14 protein-coding genes are annotated in these 15,153 nt (G+C 75.0%); 3 read left to right on the top strand and 11 right to left on the bottom strand.

Features of this window, described 5'->3' with window-relative positions:
* Positions 1–37: 37 nt before the first annotated feature.
* From EAH89_RS04890 to EAH89_RS04870, 5 genes are all read right to left on the bottom strand, one after another.
* Positions 38–1,006: an N-carbamoyl-D-amino-acid hydrolase gene (locus EAH89_RS04890; protein ID WP_140881676.1), complete on the bottom strand. Its 969-nt coding sequence runs from the start codon at positions 1,004–1,006 to the stop codon at positions 38–40.
* A gap of 59 nt (positions 1,007–1,065) precedes the next feature.
* On the bottom strand, positions 1,066–2,751 hold the full coding sequence (locus tag EAH89_RS04885; protein ID WP_140881675.1) for a helicase HerA-like domain-containing protein: 1,686 nt from the start codon (positions 2,749–2,751) through the stop codon (positions 1,066–1,068).
* A gap of 88 nt (positions 2,752–2,839) precedes the next feature.
* A complete protein-coding gene (locus tag EAH89_RS04880) occupies positions 2,840–3,160 on the bottom strand; it encodes a hypothetical protein (RefSeq protein ID WP_140881674.1) in 321 nt (106 codons plus the stop codon).
* A gap of 25 nt (positions 3,161–3,185) precedes the next feature.
* Entirely contained in the window at positions 3,186–4,589 is a 1,404-nt protein-coding gene (locus EAH89_RS04875) for a dihydroorotase (RefSeq protein ID WP_140881673.1), read from the bottom strand.
* Between the two features lie 34 nt (positions 4,590–4,623).
* Positions 4,624–5,559, bottom strand: a complete 936-nt coding sequence (locus EAH89_RS04870) for a LysR substrate-binding domain-containing protein (protein WP_140881672.1) — start codon at positions 5,557–5,559, stop codon at positions 4,624–4,626.
* 96 nt (positions 5,560–5,655) lie between these two features.
* Here EAH89_RS04870 and EAH89_RS04865 point away from each other — a divergent pair, with 96 nt between their 5' ends.
* From EAH89_RS04865 to EAH89_RS04855, 3 genes are all read left to right on the top strand, one after another.
* Positions 5,656–7,185, top strand: coding sequence for an MmgE/PrpD family protein (locus EAH89_RS04865; protein WP_140881671.1), 1,530 nt, complete (start codon positions 5,656–5,658; stop codon positions 7,183–7,185).
* A 62-nt stretch (positions 7,186–7,247) separates the two neighbouring features.
* Positions 7,248–8,384 carry a bifunctional 2-methylcitrate synthase/citrate synthase gene (locus EAH89_RS04860; protein ID WP_140881670.1) on the top strand — a complete coding sequence of 379 codons (1,137 nt, stop codon included), beginning with the start codon at positions 7,248–7,250 and terminating at the stop codon, positions 8,382–8,384.
* Between the two features lie 577 nt (positions 8,385–8,961).
* Entirely contained in the window at positions 8,962–9,720 is a 759-nt protein-coding gene (locus tag EAH89_RS04855) for a histone H1 (protein WP_140881669.1), read from the top strand.
* 78 nt (positions 9,721–9,798) lie between these two features.
* Here the strand turns inward: EAH89_RS04855 and EAH89_RS04850 are convergent, their stop codons facing one another.
* From EAH89_RS04850 to EAH89_RS04825, 6 genes are read right to left on the bottom strand one after another with little or no spacing between them, the layout of a single operon-like run.
* Complete coding sequence (locus EAH89_RS04850) at positions 9,799–10,884, bottom strand: four-carbon acid sugar kinase family protein (RefSeq protein WP_140881668.1); 1,086 nt, start codon at positions 10,882–10,884, stop codon at positions 9,799–9,801.
* Between the two features lies 1 nt (position 10,885).
* Positions 10,886–11,758, bottom strand: a complete 873-nt coding sequence (locus EAH89_RS04845; RefSeq protein WP_140881667.1) for a class I SAM-dependent methyltransferase — start codon at positions 11,756–11,758, stop codon at positions 10,886–10,888.
* Positions 11,755–12,828, bottom strand: coding sequence for a glycosyltransferase family 4 protein (locus EAH89_RS04840; RefSeq protein ID WP_140881666.1), 1,074 nt, complete (start codon positions 12,826–12,828; stop codon positions 11,755–11,757). The genes EAH89_RS04845 and EAH89_RS04840 overlap by 4 nt, the downstream gene beginning before the upstream one ends.
* Positions 12,825–13,241, bottom strand: coding sequence for a 6-pyruvoyl trahydropterin synthase family protein (locus EAH89_RS04835; protein WP_140881665.1), 417 nt, complete (start codon positions 13,239–13,241; stop codon positions 12,825–12,827). Before EAH89_RS04835 ends, EAH89_RS04840 begins: the two co-directional genes overlap by 4 nt.
* A 7-nt stretch (positions 13,242–13,248) precedes the next feature.
* Entirely contained in the window at positions 13,249–14,256 is a 1,008-nt protein-coding gene (locus EAH89_RS04830) for a zinc-dependent alcohol dehydrogenase (protein ID WP_140881664.1), read from the bottom strand.
* Positions 14,253–15,047: a RibD family protein gene (locus EAH89_RS04825; protein WP_140881663.1), complete on the bottom strand. Its 795-nt coding sequence runs from the start codon at positions 15,045–15,047 to the stop codon at positions 14,253–14,255. The genes EAH89_RS04830 and EAH89_RS04825 overlap by 4 nt, the downstream gene beginning before the upstream one ends.
* Positions 15,048–15,153: the final 106 nt, after the last annotated feature.

Genomic DNA, 15,153 nt, shown 5'->3' with positions numbered 1-15,153 from the left:
CTCCGGGGGCTCAACGCGCCCCGGGGAGCACCGGTTGTCAGCCGCGCGCGGGTTCCCACGCCCGCGGCGCCTCGGCGCCCGTCTGCCCGGTGATGCGGCCATAGGCCTCGACGCGGCGATGGGCCGCGAAGTTGAAGATCGTCTCGCGCCCGAGGCGGCACATGCCGAGGTCGATGTCGGCCGTGATGAGCTCGTCGTCCCAGGAAGTCGCCTGGGCCATGATCTCGCCCTGCGGATTGACGATGATGGAGTGGCCGAACAGCTCGTGCCCGTCCTCGACGCCGGCCTTCGCGGTCGCGATGCCGAAGGTGGCGTTCTGGTAGCAGCCCGCCTGGATCGAGAGGTGCGAGTGCAGGACGCGCAGGTGGTGCGCCTCGAAGCCACGGTTGTCCATGTTCAGGCTCGGCGTGTTGTAGCCGAGCATGACGAGTTCCACCGACTGCAGGCCGAGCACGCGCCAGGCCTCGGGCCAGCGCCGGTCGTTGCAGATGAGCATGCCGATGTTCACCGGCCCCGCGCCGCCGACCGGCGCGCGCACGACGGGGAAGCCGAGGTCGCCCACCTCGAAGTAGCGCTTCTCGAGGTGCTGCACGCGGCGGACGGGATCGTGCTCCGCGTGGCCGGGCAGGTGGACCTTGCGGTACTTGAGGACCACCTCGCCCGAAGGATGCACGTAGGCCGCCGTGTTGAAGTGGCGTCCCTCCGGCGTCTTCTCCGCGTAGCCGAGATGGAAGCCGATGCCGTACTTGCGCGCGGCCTCGAAGAGCGGCGCCGTCGCGTTGGAGGGGAGCGAGGTCTCGAACCAGTGGTCGGCGGCGGCGCGGTCCTCCTCGTACCAGCGCGGGAAGAAGGTGGTGAGCGCGAGCTCGGGGAAGACCACGACCTCGACGCCGCGCCGGTGCGCCGCCTCCATCAGCCGCACCATGCGGCCGACCGCGACCTCGCGGCCCTCGGCCTTCTGGATGGGGCCGAGCTGGGCGGCGGCGACGGTCAGGCGGCGGGGCATGCGGTGCATCCATATATAGAGTGTGCGGAAAGGGGTGGCCGGCGCGCCGGCGCGCGCGGTCAGCGCTTCAGGAGGGAGCCGAGCACACCGCGCACGAGGGCGCGCCCGACCTGGCTGCCGACGCTGCGCATGGCGGACTTCGCCATGGCCTCGACCGCGCCCTGTCGCCGCCCGCCGCCGCCGGTCAGCATGTCGGAGATCACGTCGCCGAAGCCGCCGCTGCCGCGCGGCTCGGGCGGCGCGGCGCGCGCCGGGGCGCCGCGCGCGGCCGGGGCCGGGGCCGGCACGCGGCGCACGGGCGGCAGGGTGGAGCTCGCCGCGCCTGTGCCCCAGACGCTGCCGCCGCTGGCCGGGACCGAGGCGGCGGGGCCGCCCCAGGGGCCGCGGCCGGCGCCGGCCCAGGACCCGTCGGCCTGCGCCGCGGCCGGGCCTTCCGCGGCGCGCGGCGCCGGGTCCTCCGGAACCGTCGTCGCGCGGCCGTTGAGGTGCTCGTAGGCGGAGACGCGGTCGAGCGGCGTGTCGTACTTGCCGCCGATCGGGCTGTGCGCCTGGATGGCCGCGCGCTCCGCCGCGGTGATGGCGCCCATGCGCGAGCGCGGCGGGAGGATCTTCGCGCGGTCGACCATGCCCGGCTGCCCGCCCGGCTGCAGCGTGGAAACGAGCGCCTCGCCGACCGCGAGCTCGGTGATGGCGGCCTCCGTGCGGAAGGCGGGGTTCGGGCGGAAGGTGTCGGCCGCCGCGCGCACCGCCTTCTGGTCGGCGGGCGTGAAGGCGCGGAGCGCGTGCTGCACGCGGTTGCCGAGCTGGCCGAGCACCGCGCCCGGCAGGTCGAGCGGGCTCTGCGTGACGAAGTAGACGCCGACCCCCTTCGAGCGGATCAGGCGCACGACCTGCTCGATCTTCTCCATCAGCGCCTTCGGCACGTCGCGGAAGAGAAGATGCGCCTCGTCGAAGACGAAGGCGAGCTTCGGGCGGTCGAGGTCGCCCACCTCGGGAAGCTCCTCGAAGAGCTCGGACAGCAGCCAGAGGAGGAAGGTGGCGTAGAGGCGCGGGCTGGCGACGAGCTTATCGGCCGCGAGGATGTTGACCGAGCCGCGGCCGTCCGGCGTCAGCAGCATCAGGTCGGTCAGCTCCAGCGCGGGCTCGCCGAAGAAGTGCTCGGCGCCCTGCTGCTCGAGGGTGAGGAGGCGGCGCTGGATCGTGCCAATGGTGGCCTTGCTGACGTTGCCATAGTGTGCCGAGAGCTCGCCCGCCCGCTCCGCCACGTGCGACAGCATCGCCCGCAGGTCCTTGAAGTCGAGGAGCAGCAGCCCCTCGTCGTCGGCCAGCGCGAAGGCGATCGCGAGCACGCCCTCCTGCGTGTCGTTGAGGTCGAGCAGGCGGCCGAGCAGGAGGGGGCCCATCTCCGCGACGGTGGCGCGCACGGGGTGCCCCTGCTCGCCGAAGACGTCCCAGAAGACGACCGGCGAGGCCTGCCAGCCGAACTCCGCCTCCCCGAGGGACGCGGCGCGCTCCGCGATCTTCGGGTTGGGCGTGCCCGGCAGCCCGAGCCCGGCGAGGTCGCCCTTCACGTCCGCGCAGAAGACGGGGACGCCCGCGCGGGAGAAGCCCTCGACGAGGCTCTGCAGCGTGATGGTCTTGCCGGTGCCGGTCGCGCCCGCGATCAGCCCGTGCCGGTTGGCGAAGGAGAGGTGGACGTACTGGGGGAGGGCACCCTTGCCGATGAGGACCTTGTCAGCCGCCATTCGCTCGATCTCCCGCGCTTGCGCCAGCCTTGTAGCGGATCAACCCGGGTGCGGACCACCGGAGCGCTCGGCCGGGCGGTGGCCGGGCTCAGGCATCGCCCTCCGGCCGGCGCCAGGGCTCGGGATCGGCCGGCGGCGGGCCGCGCCGGGCCGCGGGCGGCGGGGCGGCGTGCCGGTCCGGCGGGCGCGGAGGCGCGGCCGGGCGGGCGCCGGCCTCTCCCGCGTCCTCCGGCGCGTCGCGGTCCGGCAGCAGCCGCGCCGCGACCCACCAGGCGCCGCGCCCGCAGAGGACGGCGCTGAGAAGCGCCATGAGGGCGTTCGGCACCGAGGTCCCCGGCCCGGTGAGCCAGACCCACCCGCCGAAGCCCAGCAGGGCCCCGGGCACCGCCACCAGCATGGGGTGCCTCATCGCGCCCCCGCCCGGCGCGGCCCGCTCACGCCGCGGCCGGCAGGGCCACGGGAAGCGCGTTCTGGCGGGGAACGAAGCGTCCGTCGCCCGGACGGGCCAGCACCGCCGTGCCGTCCCAGACGAGGCGCCCGCGGAGGTAGGTGGCGGCGACGCGCCCACGCAGCGCACGGCCGTGATAGGCGGAGTGCTGGAATTCCGGCCGGTCGAGGATCGCGGCCTGGTCGAAGGTGAAGCTCCCGCGCTCGATGACGCAGAGGTCGGCGTCGGCGCCGACCGCGATGCTTCCCTTCTTCGGGGCGAGGCCGTGGTAGCGCGCGGGCTCTGCCGCGGCGTAGCGCGCCATGAGGGTCAGCGGCAGGCCGCGCTCCTCCAGCAGGGTGAACAGGACGGGGGCGAAGGACTGCATGCCCGTCAGCCCCGCGCCGAGGGCGAAGATGTCGCCCTGGTAGATCTTCCGCTCCCGCTGCCAGGGCGCGTGGTCGGTCGAGACGTAGGCGACCTTGCCCGCGAGCAGCGCGGCCCACATCCGCTCCACCTCCTCGGCGGTGCGGAAGGGAGGGTTGCACTTCCCGAAGCCCTGGAGGCGGACGATGTCCTCCTCCGTCATGCAGAGGTAGTGCAGGCAGGCCTCGCCCGAGGAGCGCGCGCCGGCGCGGCGGAAGTCCTCCGCGATCGCGAAGCCGCGAGCGAGGGAGGAGTGCGCGATGTGGACATGCGCGCCCGTCTCCAGCCCGATCTCGAAGATGGCGAGGTTCGCCAGGTTCTCGGCCAGCGGCGGGCGGGTGCGGCAGTGCATGATGGGGTCAGTGTGCCCGGCCGCCTTCGCCTCGGCCGTGAGCTTCATCACCAGCTCCTGGTCCTCGTTGTGCACGGCGACCATGAGGTTCGTCTTCGCGATCTCCGCGAAGGCCTCGCGCATCAGGCCGGGGTCGATGCGGGGGAAGCGCACCGCGTCGTACTCGTAGGTCGAGAACTTGAAGGAGCAGGCGCCGGCCTCGGCCAGCCCCGCGATGGCCTCGACAACGGCCTCCCCCTGGGCGTCCTTCCGGATGGTCCCGTAGAGCGCGACGTCCACGTGGGCGAGGCGGTGCAGCCACTCGACCTTGTCGCGCAGGATGGCGGCGTCAGTGACGGGGAGGGGGATGTCGTAGGGCATGTCGACGCAGGTCGTGACGCCGCCCGCCGCGGCCGACATGGTCGCGCCCTCGATCCCCGGCCAGCCGATGGAGCTCGCGGTGTGCATGTGCCCGTCCACCAGGCCCGGGAAGACGAGGCGCCCCGTGTGGCTCTCGGTCGCTGCGGCCGGCGGCGGCTCGCCCTGGCCGATCGCCGCGATCACCTCCTCGCGGACCGCGACGTAGCCGCCCGGCAGCACCCGGTCCGGCAGGACGACGTCGCCGAGGATGACGCGGTCGAAGGGCTGGTTCATGCGGGGCTTCCGTCGCTGTGGCGAGGGCCAAGCTTTAGGGCAGATCGGCCCCGCCGTGTATCCCGGGGGCGAGCGGGAAGATCGACGCCGCGAGCGATCGGGCAAGCGCCGCCGCCTCGCCGTCCCGCTCCGCGTTCCAGGCCAGCGCCACGCCCACCGCGCGGATGGGCCCGGCCAGCGCACGGAAGGCGACGCCGGGCGGGCGTAGCCGCGCCATGCCGGAGGAGACGAGCGCGACGCCGAGCCCCGCCGAGACGAAGCCGAGCTGCGCCATGGCCGACCCCACCTCCCGCACTGCGCGGGGCGCGAAGCCGGCGGCGCGGCAGGCGGCCACCATGGCGTCGGCGTAGGCGGGGGAGATGGAGCGGGGCAGCATCAGCATCGCCTCGTCCGCCAGCAGCGCGAGCGGCAGGGGGTCGGGCGCGGCGAGCAGCGCGTGGCCCTCCGGCAGCGCGACGAGGAGGTGGTCGTTGCCGAGCGGGCGGATGCCGATGGGCGGCCGCGCGCGGTCGTCGCGCAGCAGCGCGATGTCCACCTCGCCCCGCCGCAGCGCCTCCATTGCGTCCGCCGTGTCCATCTCCCGCACCGAGACCGCCGCCTCCGGCCGCGCGGCGGAGAGGGCGCGGACGAGGGGCGGCAGCTCCTCGAGCAGCGCGGAGGTGACGCAGGCGATGGCGACCGGCGCGTGCCGCCCCGCGCGCAGCTCGCGCGCCAGCGCCTCCAGCGCCCCCGCGTCCTCGGCCAGGCGGCGCGCGAGCGGCAGCAGCGCCTCGCCCGCCCGCGTCGGCCGCGTGCCGCGCCCGCCGCGCTCGAGCAGCCGCACGCCGAGCTCCTTCTCCAGCGCCTGGATCTGCGCGGTGAGCGGCGGCTGCGAGAGGCCGAGGCGGGCGGCGGCGCGGCCGAAATGCCCCTCCTCCGCCACCGCGAGGAAGTGGCCGAGCCGGCGCACGAGGCGGAAGTCCATCCTCATACGAGAAGCCTATCGCGCGGCCCCGTCAATCGGATTGGACGATCACGCCCGCCGGGTGCAGAACCGCGCAAGCACAATTCCTAGGGGAGAACGCCGGTGCAGTCGCATGCCGTTAAGGTCCACCCGTCCAAGGCGCTGCTGAAGCGCGAGGACCAGCTTGCCTGGAAGATCGCGGCGGTCGCCGCCGATGCCGTCGCCGTGCCCGAGGATACAGCGGCGATGATCATCAACCGCGTGATCGACAACGCCTCGGTCGCGATCGCCGCCATCAACCGCTCCGCGCCGACCTCGGCCCGCCAGATGGCGCTCGGCCACCCGCGCGACGGCGGCGCGACCGTGTTCGGCCTGCCGCCCGGGCGCCGCGTCTCGCCGGAATGGGCGGCCTGGGCGAACGGCACGGCGGTGCGCGAGCTCGACATGCACGACACCTTCCTCGCCGCCGACTACTCCCACCCCGGCGACAACATCCCGCCGATCCTGGCCGTCGCCCAGACCATGGGCAAGTCGGGCGCCGACCTGCTGCGCGGCCTCGCGACCGGCTACGAGATCCACATCGACCTCGTGCGCGCCATCTGCCTGCACGAGCATAAGGTGGACCACATCGCCCATCTCTGCCCCGCCCAGGCCGCCGGCATCGGCACGCTGCTCGGCCTCGACCAGGCGACGATCTTCCAGGCGGTGCAGCAGGCGCTGCACGTCTCCGTGACCTTCCGGCAGAGCCGCAAGGGCGAGATCTCCTCCTGGAAGGCCTTCGCCCCCGCCCACGCCGGCAAGCTGGCCGTCGAGGCCGTGGACCGCGCCATGCGCGGCGAGGGCGCGCCGAGCCCGATCTACGAGGGCGAGGACTCCGTCATCGCCTGGGTGCTCGCCGGCCGCACGCACCGATACCAGGGCGACGTCTACGAGCCGACCTACTACCAGGTTCCGCTGCCCGGGCCGGGCGAGGGCAAGCGCGCCATCCTCGACAGCTACACGAAGGAGCACTCGGCCGAGTACCAGTCCCAGGCCCTGATCGACCTCGCCTTCCGCATGCGGGAGAGGATCAAGGACCTCTCGCAGGTCGAGAAGATCCTCCTCCACACCTCCCACCACACTCACTACGTCATCGGCACCGGCGCCAACGACCCGCAGAAGATGGACCCCAAGGCCAGCCGCGAGACGCTGGACCACTCCATCATGTACATCTTCACCGTCGCCCTCGAGGACGGGCGCTGGCACCACGTGGACAGCTACGCCCCCGAGCGCGCCGCCCGGCCGGAGACCGTCCGCCTCTGGCACAGCATGGAGACGCGCGAGGACCCGGAGTGGACGCGCCGCTACCACTCCCGCGACCCGAACGAGCTCGCCTTCGGCGGCCGGGTGGAGATCACCCTGAAGGACGGCAGCGTGCTGGTGGACGAGCTGGCGGTCGCCAACGCGCACCCGCTGGGGGCGAAGCCCTTCGGGCGGGCGGACTACATCCGCAAGTTCCGGATCCTGACCGACGGCATCGTCGACAAGGCCGAGCAGGACCGCTTCATCGCGGCGGCGGAGAACCTGCCGAACCTCAAGGCGGGCGAGCTCGACCAGCTCACCGTTCGCCTGCCCGAGGGCAAGCTCGCCGCCGGCAAGCCCGGCATCTTCTGACCACCGCCCGCGCCGCCGCCCCCCGGCGGCGCGGCCGCGCCACACGGAACAAGGAGCATCCCATGAGCGAAACCGCGAGCGAGATCCGCAAGGGCCTCGTCGGCGTCGTCGCCGACGTCACCGCCGTCTCCAAGGTGATGGCCGAGACCAACAGCCTCACCTACCGCGGCTACCCCGTGCAGGACCTGGCGGAGAACTGCGCCTTCGAGGAGGTCGCCTACCTCCTCTGGAACGGGGAGCTGCCCAACGCGGCCCAGCTCGCCGCCTTCCGCGCGGAGGAGGCGGCCGAGCGGGCGCTCACCCCCGCGCTGCACGAGGTCATCCGCGCCTTCCCGCACGACGCGCACCCGATGGACGCGATCCGCACCGCCGTGTCCTTCCTCGGCATGGAGGACCCGGAAGCCGGCGACGTGTCCGAGCCCGCCACGCGCCGCAAGGCGATGCGGCTGCTGGCGAAGATCCCGACCGCCATCGCCGCCGCCCACCGCGCGGCCAAGGGGCAGGCGCCGGTCGACCCTGATCCGTCACTCACCTTCGCCGAGAACTTCTTCCGCCTCGTCTTCGGCCGCGTGCCGCAGCCCGAGGTGGTGAAGGCCTTCGACGTCTCCCTCATCCTCTACGCCGAGCACGGCTTCAACGCCTCCACCTTCACCGCCCGCACCATCACCTCCACCGGGGCGGACCTGCACGGCGCGGTGGTCGGCGGCATCGCGGCCCTTAAGGGCCCGCTGCACGGCGGCGCCAACGAGGCGGTGATGCACATGCTCACCGAGATCGGCGACCCCACCCGGGCGGTGGAATGGCTGCAGTCGCGCTTCGACCACCGGGCGCTGGTGATGGGCTTCGGCCACCGCGTCTACAAGAACGGTGACAGCCGGGTGCCGACGATGACGAAGTACGCGGAGCGCATGGCCGAGGTGGTGGGCGACCGCCGCTGGATGGAGATGTCGCGCCTGCTGGCCGGCGAGATGCTGGCGAAGAAGAACATCCACCCCAACCTCGATTTCCCGGCCGGGCCGGCCTACCACCTGATGGGCTTCGACATCCCGCTCTTCACGCCGATCTTCGTCGCGTCCCGCATCACCGGCTGGGCCGCGCACGTCATCGAGCAGGCCGCGGACAACCGCCTCATTCGCCCTCTCTCCGAGTACACGGGCGCCGCGCAGCGCCGCGTTCCGCCGATGGCCGAGCGCGGCTGACGCGCGCCGCGGCGGGCGTTCGCGCGCGCGCGTCGCCCGCCGCGGCAACGCTTGACGAAGGATGGTGGCGCGCGGCGCGGTGCAACGCGCCGCGCCGCGCTTCGGATGCACGCGAAAATCAGCGCGCGCGTCGCGTGTTTTCGTTGACAAGCCGGATGCTCGTGCAGATAGCGTGACACGCGCATGAACCGTCACACGCGATTCGCACGCGATGCTGTCAAGAACAAGGTGCCACCTCCACGCACCGGCCTGACAGATTTCCCGCGGCGCTGGCGACGGTGATCGGCGCGACGCAACACGGAAGGATGGTTCCTGGCATCTTCGGATGACACCACGAACCCGGGGCGGAAGCGGGACACGGTCCTCGACGAGAGGCATCGCAACCCGCGCGAAGCCCGGCACGGTTCGGCACCGCCCGAGGGCAGGACCCCGGCGCGCGCCGGACGTCCGGCTGCCCTGCTTCTTCCGTTGCGGAGACCCTGTGACGCCTCCCTCCCGACAGGTGGGCGCGTCCTCGGGACACGCGTGACCCAGTGACGTGACCCATCCGGCACGAACCCACCAGGAGATCCAGCACATGAGCGACGAGAAGACCCCCCGAGCGGCCGCGATGGCCATGAGCACCACGCGGCGCAGCAGCGGCACGCGCAAGGCGAGCACCGCCGGCCGCGCGAAGCCCGCCGCCAAGGCGACGGCCGCGAAGAAGCCCGGCCCGAAGAAGGGCAGCGCGACGGCGAAGAAGACGACTGCGGTCGCCCGCGGCGCGAAGAAGGCGGCCCCCGCCCGCAAGACCGCGGCGACGAAGACGGCCGCCGCGCGCAAGCCCGCCGCGAAGAAGGCGGCGCCCGCCCGCAAGACGGCCGCGACGCGCAGCACCGCCGCCCGCAAGGCCGCGCCCGCCCGCAAGGCCGCGCCGGCGAAGCGCGCGACCGCCGCCCGCAAGGCCGCGCCCGCCCGCAAGGCCGCCGCGCCCGCGAAGCGCGCGACCGGCGCGAAGACCGCCGCCAAGTCGGCGACCGCCCGTCGTCCGGCCGCCAAGCGCACCAGCACCGCCGCGAAGCGCACCACCGCGACGACCGCCCGCAAGGCGCCGGCCCGCAAGGCCGTGACGACCAAGCGCACGACCGCCGCGAAGCCCGCCGCCAAGGCGCCGGCTAAGCGCGCCGCCGCGACGCGCAGCGCCGCCACCCGCAAGAGCGCCGCGCCCTCCGCGCGCAGCGAGGCCGCGAAGAAGGGCGCCGCCACCCGCGCCCGCCGGAAGGCCGAGGCCACCTCCGCCGCGCCCGAGGCGCCGGCGCCGGAGATGGACGCGCCGTCCAGCAACGACGCGACCTGAGCGCCGCGCGAAGCCGCAGGGCTTCGCCCGGTCATCAAGGGGGGCGCTCCGGCGCTCCCCTTTTTGCTGCCCGCTCCCCTACGCCGGGGGCGCGAAGGCGCGGAGCAGGAGGTCCCGGGCGCCGGCCGTGCCGGGCTTGAGCAGCAGGTGCAGCGCGCCGCCTTCCGCCGCGCACCAGGCGATCCCGGGATCCGCTTCCGCGCCCATCCGCAGCACGGGCGGGCCGAGCGCGGCCACGACGGCCTCACAGGCCTCCTCGCCCGCCACGAGCAGCCGCGTGACGCCACGCGCGACGAGGCCCTGCGCCAGCGCGCCGAGCGCCGGCATCGCGGGCGGCAGGGCCGCGATCACGACCGGCGTGTCGTCCGACAGCCGCGGTGCCGCCCACTCGAGCGCGGCGGCCGCGCCCTCCGCGTCGCGGAGATCGAAGGTCGGCGCGTAGAGCCGCGCGAGGCCGGCCTGGGACAGCGTCTCGCGCGCGGGCGAGGCCGAGAGGACGGCGCCCGGGCCGCAGGGCGGCGAGACGATGGCACCACCGCGCGGCAGCTGGCGCGCGGCCGCGGCGGCGAGGCCCGCGCCGCCGATCAGCAGCGGCTGCGCCCGGGCGGCCTCCCCGAGCGCGTCCAGGTGCTCCCCGGTGATCGCGTCGACCACCGCGTAGCGCCGCCCCCATTCGGCCAGGCGCGACATCTCCGCGCGGATCGCGCCGGCGCCGGCCTCGACGACGCGGAAGGGGATGAGGCCCGCCGGCTCCTCCGTGCCGGCGGAGAGACGCCGCGGGAGATTGGCCTCCCCGCCAGCCGGCGAGGCGCCGAGGAAGAGGTGCCCGAGATAGACGCTGCGCCCCCGCGCGGGATCGGAGGGGGCAAGGGGCGCGAAGCTCGCCTGCAGCCGGCGGAGCAGGGCGTCGGCCAGGCGGCCGGTCGCCAGCGGCTCGAAATCCGCCGCGATCGCCTGCAGCACCTGGCGCGCGCCCGCGGCGAGCAGCGCGTCGCAGGCGGCGATGCCGTCGCCCGGCGCGACAATCACCACCGCCTCCGCCTCGGGCAGCGGCGCGGAGGGGGTGCCGAGGACGAGCGCGGTGTCCATCCCCTCCGCCGACAGCGCCGCGCCGACCTCGAGCGCGACGGCGAGGCTCTCTGCGAGGCAGCCGAGCTGCGCCACGCTAGCGCGCCCCGGCCGCGGGAAGGGCGAGGAGGTCCGCGTGCCCGACGAGCGCGCGCAGCCTTCCGCGCCGTGCCTGGGCGGTGCGCACCGTGGCCCAGCCCTGCACCGTCGCGCGGCCGCGCGGCGTGTTCTGGAGCGCCGCCGAGGCGTGGCCGCTCGCGAGGTCGGTCAGCATGCGGGTCTCCGCGGCGCCGATCCGCCAGGGGGAGGGCGCGGTCGCCACCTCGAAGCCCTCCGCGCGGAAGGCGGCGGCCATGGCGCGCACGGCGTCCGGCCCGAGCGCCGGCCCGCCGAAGCCCTTGTCGCGCCGCTGGTCGCGCCGGAAGCCGCGGGCGATGGCGCCGTCCGCGGGGTGCGGCGGCAGGAAGCGCGCGTCGCCCACCACGTTCAGCGCGCTGTAGAAGGGAAGGTCGAGCCCGGACGCCATGGCCGCGACCCAGGGCCGCGAGACGATGTCGCAGAGCGCGGTGCAGACGACGGCATCAGCCCGGTCGAGCGGCAGCCCCTCCGGCGCGTCGTGGAGGTCGCGCACCAGCCCCTCCACGCGCCAGGCGCCGGAGGGGGTGTGCACGAGCAGCGTGCGCTTGTTCGGCGCCGAGACCTCGAAGCCGACGGAGACCGCGCGGTCGGCAATGGTGTCGAAGGCGAATTCGATGAGGGTCACGTCCGCGTCGACCAGCGTCCAGGCTTGCGGGCGGTTGAGGATCGGGGCCAGCCACCGGAAGAGGCTGCCCGTGCCCGCGCCGAGGTCGAGCAGGCGCGGCCGGGCCGGCAGCGCGGCCGAGAGGCGCAGCGCGAGCGCGATGCTGCGCGCGCGCGCGTCGTGCGGCTCGCGCAGTTCCAGCCAGTCGGCGTCGAAGCTCTCGGTCATGCGGGGGCGGCCGGTCCGGTGGGGCGGGAGGGGAGGGCGGCCGCGATCTCGGCGGCGAAGGCGGCGGCGCGGTCGGACCAGCGGGGAAGGCGCTGCCCGGCCCGCCAGGCCGCGTCCGACATCGCCGCGCGCAGCCCCGGGTCGTAGATGGGCCGCCGCATGGCGCGCGACAGGCTGTTGTGGTCGCCGGGCGCGCAGATGACGGCGGCGTCGCGCGGCGCGAGGTCGGCCAGCGCGCCGCCCTCGGTCACCGCCAGCGGCAGGCCGCGCGCGAGCGCCTCGGCGACGGCCATGCCATAGCCCTCCCACCAGCTCGCGGCGGCGAAGAGGTCGGCGCGGGCGAGGAGCGCCTCCAGCGCCGCGCCCTCCACCTGCCCAGCGAAGGTCACGCGGGCGGCGATGCCGAGCTCCTCCGCCAGCGCGCGCAGGAGGGCGGCGTGCGCCGCGTCGCGCCCGCCGCCGACGATGGTGAGGGTCCAGTCGATGTCGGTCAGCCGGCCGAGCGCGCGCAGCAGCACGTCGTGCCCCTTGCGCGGGATGAGGTTGCCCACCGCGAGGATGGCGCAGCCCGGCCCGCCCGAGCCCGTCGCGCGCGGCGCCGGCTCCGTGCCCGGCTCGACCGTGCCGATGCGCCCGGGATCGGCGCCGAACTCCGGCGCGAGGCGCGAGGCGGTGAGGCGGGAGGTGGTGACGAGCCGCGCGAGCCGTGGGAAGAGCGCCCGCTCCAGCCCGCGAAGCGCCTCCCGCTCGGTCTCGGGAAAGCCCCGCTCGAGCGCCGTGGGGTGATGGACCAGCCCGAGGCCGCGGCCTGTCCAGCCCCCCTCCGCGAAGGCGGCGAAGGCGGGCAGGCCGAGGCCGTCCACCACCAGCGCCTCCGCCGAGCCCAGCCGGTCCAGCACGCCGCGGGCGGCGGCCTCGGCCTCCGCGTCGGGCAGGGGATGGCGGCCCGGCATCTCCTCCACCCGGACCTCGTGGCCGAGGTCGCGCAGGCCGGCGAGGAGGCGCCGGTCGTACTCGTAGCCGCCGCTGACCGCCGAGAGCGGCGCCGGGACCGCGAAGGCGATCCTCACGCGGCGGCGGCCCCGGGCACCTCGGCCTCGTAGGCGGCCCAGGCGAGCGGGCTCTCGCGCAGCAGAACCTTCACGGAGCGCACGTCGCGCCCGCCGGCGCCGAGCTTGCCCCCGGCGAGCGCCGCGCAGAGCAGCCCGTGGATGTGGAAGCAGAGGAACTCGGTGGTCGTGTTCTGGCCGGCGAAGGCGGGCAGGGTGTCGAGGTTGTCGTAGTCGAAGGTGTCGAGGATCCGGCGAAGCTCCACCCGGGCGGCGGCGATGTCGACGAGCAGGTTCGCGTCGTCGAGCCGCGGCGCGCGGAACTCGGCCTCCACCACGAAGGTCGCGCCGTGCACGCGCTGGGCGGGGCCGAAGCCCTCGCCGCGGAAGGAATGGGCGACCATGACGTGGTCGGCGACGGTCAGGCTGTACATAGGCTTCTCATTCATAGGTGACGACGGGGCAGAGCGGCGCGGGCTGTCCCTCGGGTGGGTCGTCCAGCAGGCCGGCCATGGCGCGCGGCAGGTCGCGGAAGGCGACCATCGGGCCGCAGAGGGCGTCGAGCGCGGGATCGGCCAGCAGGCGGAGCGCGAGGGCCATCCGCTCCGCGTGGCTGCGCCGCCCGCGCATCGGCCCCGCGATCTGCCCGACCTGGGTGGAGCGGAGGGTGACGCGCCCGCCGTGGAAGCCGCCGCCCAGCGGCAGCGCGCATTCCTTGTCGCCGAACCAGGAGGCCTCGAGGATGCGCGCCTCGAAGCCGGCGCAGCGGAGCGCGGTCCGCAGCCCTTCCGGCTGGCCGCTGGCGTGGATGATCAGGTCGCGCTCGCCCGGCGCCTCCTCCGGCGCGACGAGGCGAAGGCCGAGGGACTTCGCGACGGGGCCGCGCCGCGCGTCCGGGTCGGCGATGACGACCTCCACCGCCGGGAAGCGCGCGACGAGCCAGGCGCAGAGCAGCCCGACGACGCCCGCGCCCACCACCAGCGCGCGCTCCCCCGCGAGGGGCTGCGCGTCCCAGATGACGTTCAGCGCGGTCTCCATGTTCGCCGCCAGCACCGCGCGCCACTCCGGCACGCTGTCCGGCACGCGGGCGCAGAGGGCGACCGGTGCGACGAAGCGGTCCTGGTGCGGGTGGAGGCAGAAGACGCGGCTGCCGAGCCAGTCCAGCGGCCCGTCCTCGACCAGCCCGACGGCGGCGTAGCCGTACTTCACGGGAAAGGGGAAGTCGCCGGCCTGGAGCGGCGCGCGCATGCGGGCCCACTCCGCCTCCGGCACGCGCCCGTGGAAGACGAGGCGCTCCGTGCCGCGGCTGATGCCGCTGGCCAGCGTGCGCACGAGAAGCTCGCCGGGGCCGGGCGCGCGCAGCGTCTCCCCGTGGATCGCGCCCTGGCCGGGCTCGGTCGTCCAGAAGGCGGTGGCCGTAAGCGAGGCGCCGGGCAGGGGGGCGCTCATGCGCCCCCGCAGACGCGGGGCCGGCAGCGGGCGAGGGGAATGTCGAGCAGGATGTCGCCGCCCTCCAGCGGGTAGGAGGTCCAGGCGAAGCGCAGCCCGTCCGCGATCCGGGACGCCTCCGGCAGGATGAAGGCCGAGCGGCCCGACCCGAGGATGACGGGCGCGACCGTGACGTGCAGCCGGTCCAGCAGCCCCGCGGAGAGAAAGTGGGAGACGGTGACGCCGCCGCCCTCGACGAAGATCCGCGACAACCCGCGCGCGGCGAGCGCCCGCAGCAGCGCGGCCAGGTCCAGCCCGCCGCCGGCGCGCGGCAGGCGCAGCACCTCGGCCTCGCCGTGGCGGTCGCCCCCGGGCGCGTCCTCGACGCAGGCGAGCAGCGTCGGCGCCTCGCCGTCCCGGAAGAGGCGCCGCTCCACCGGAAGGCGCCGCACCGGGTCGAGCACCACGCGGACGGGGTTCTCGCCGGGGACCTCGCGGGTCGTCAGCCGCGGGTCGTCCTGCGCGACCGTGCCTGCGCCGACGACGACGGCGTGGCAGAGCGCGCGCAGGCGGTGCGTGTGCAGGATGTCGCCGCGCCCGCCGATCCACTGGCTGGACCCGCCGCAGGTCGCGATGCGACCGTCGAGCGTCTGCGCGAGCCGGCCGATGACGAGGCAGCCGTCGTCCCCCGCGCCCGGACCGAGCACGGGGTCGAAGAGGCGCGAGAGCGGTCCCGTCGCGACGCCCGCGCGGCGCGCGAGCAGCGCGGGCCAGCCTGTCTCTGTCGTGCCTTCGTCGGGCCTGGCGTCCATCGCGTGGAGCTATGCCCCAGCGGGCTTCGTTGCGCCAGGGTGCTCGAGGCGCCCCCTGCGGGCGGCCGCCTTCGCCGCGTTTCCCTACGTGGCTCGTGGGGCGGCC

The sequence above is a fragment of the Muricoccus nepalensis genome (genome assembly GCF_006438825.1).
Lineage (GTDB): Bacteria > Pseudomonadota > Alphaproteobacteria > Acetobacterales > Acetobacteraceae > Roseomonas > Roseomonas nepalensis.
This window is presented reverse-complemented; position numbering and strand designations above follow the sequence as displayed.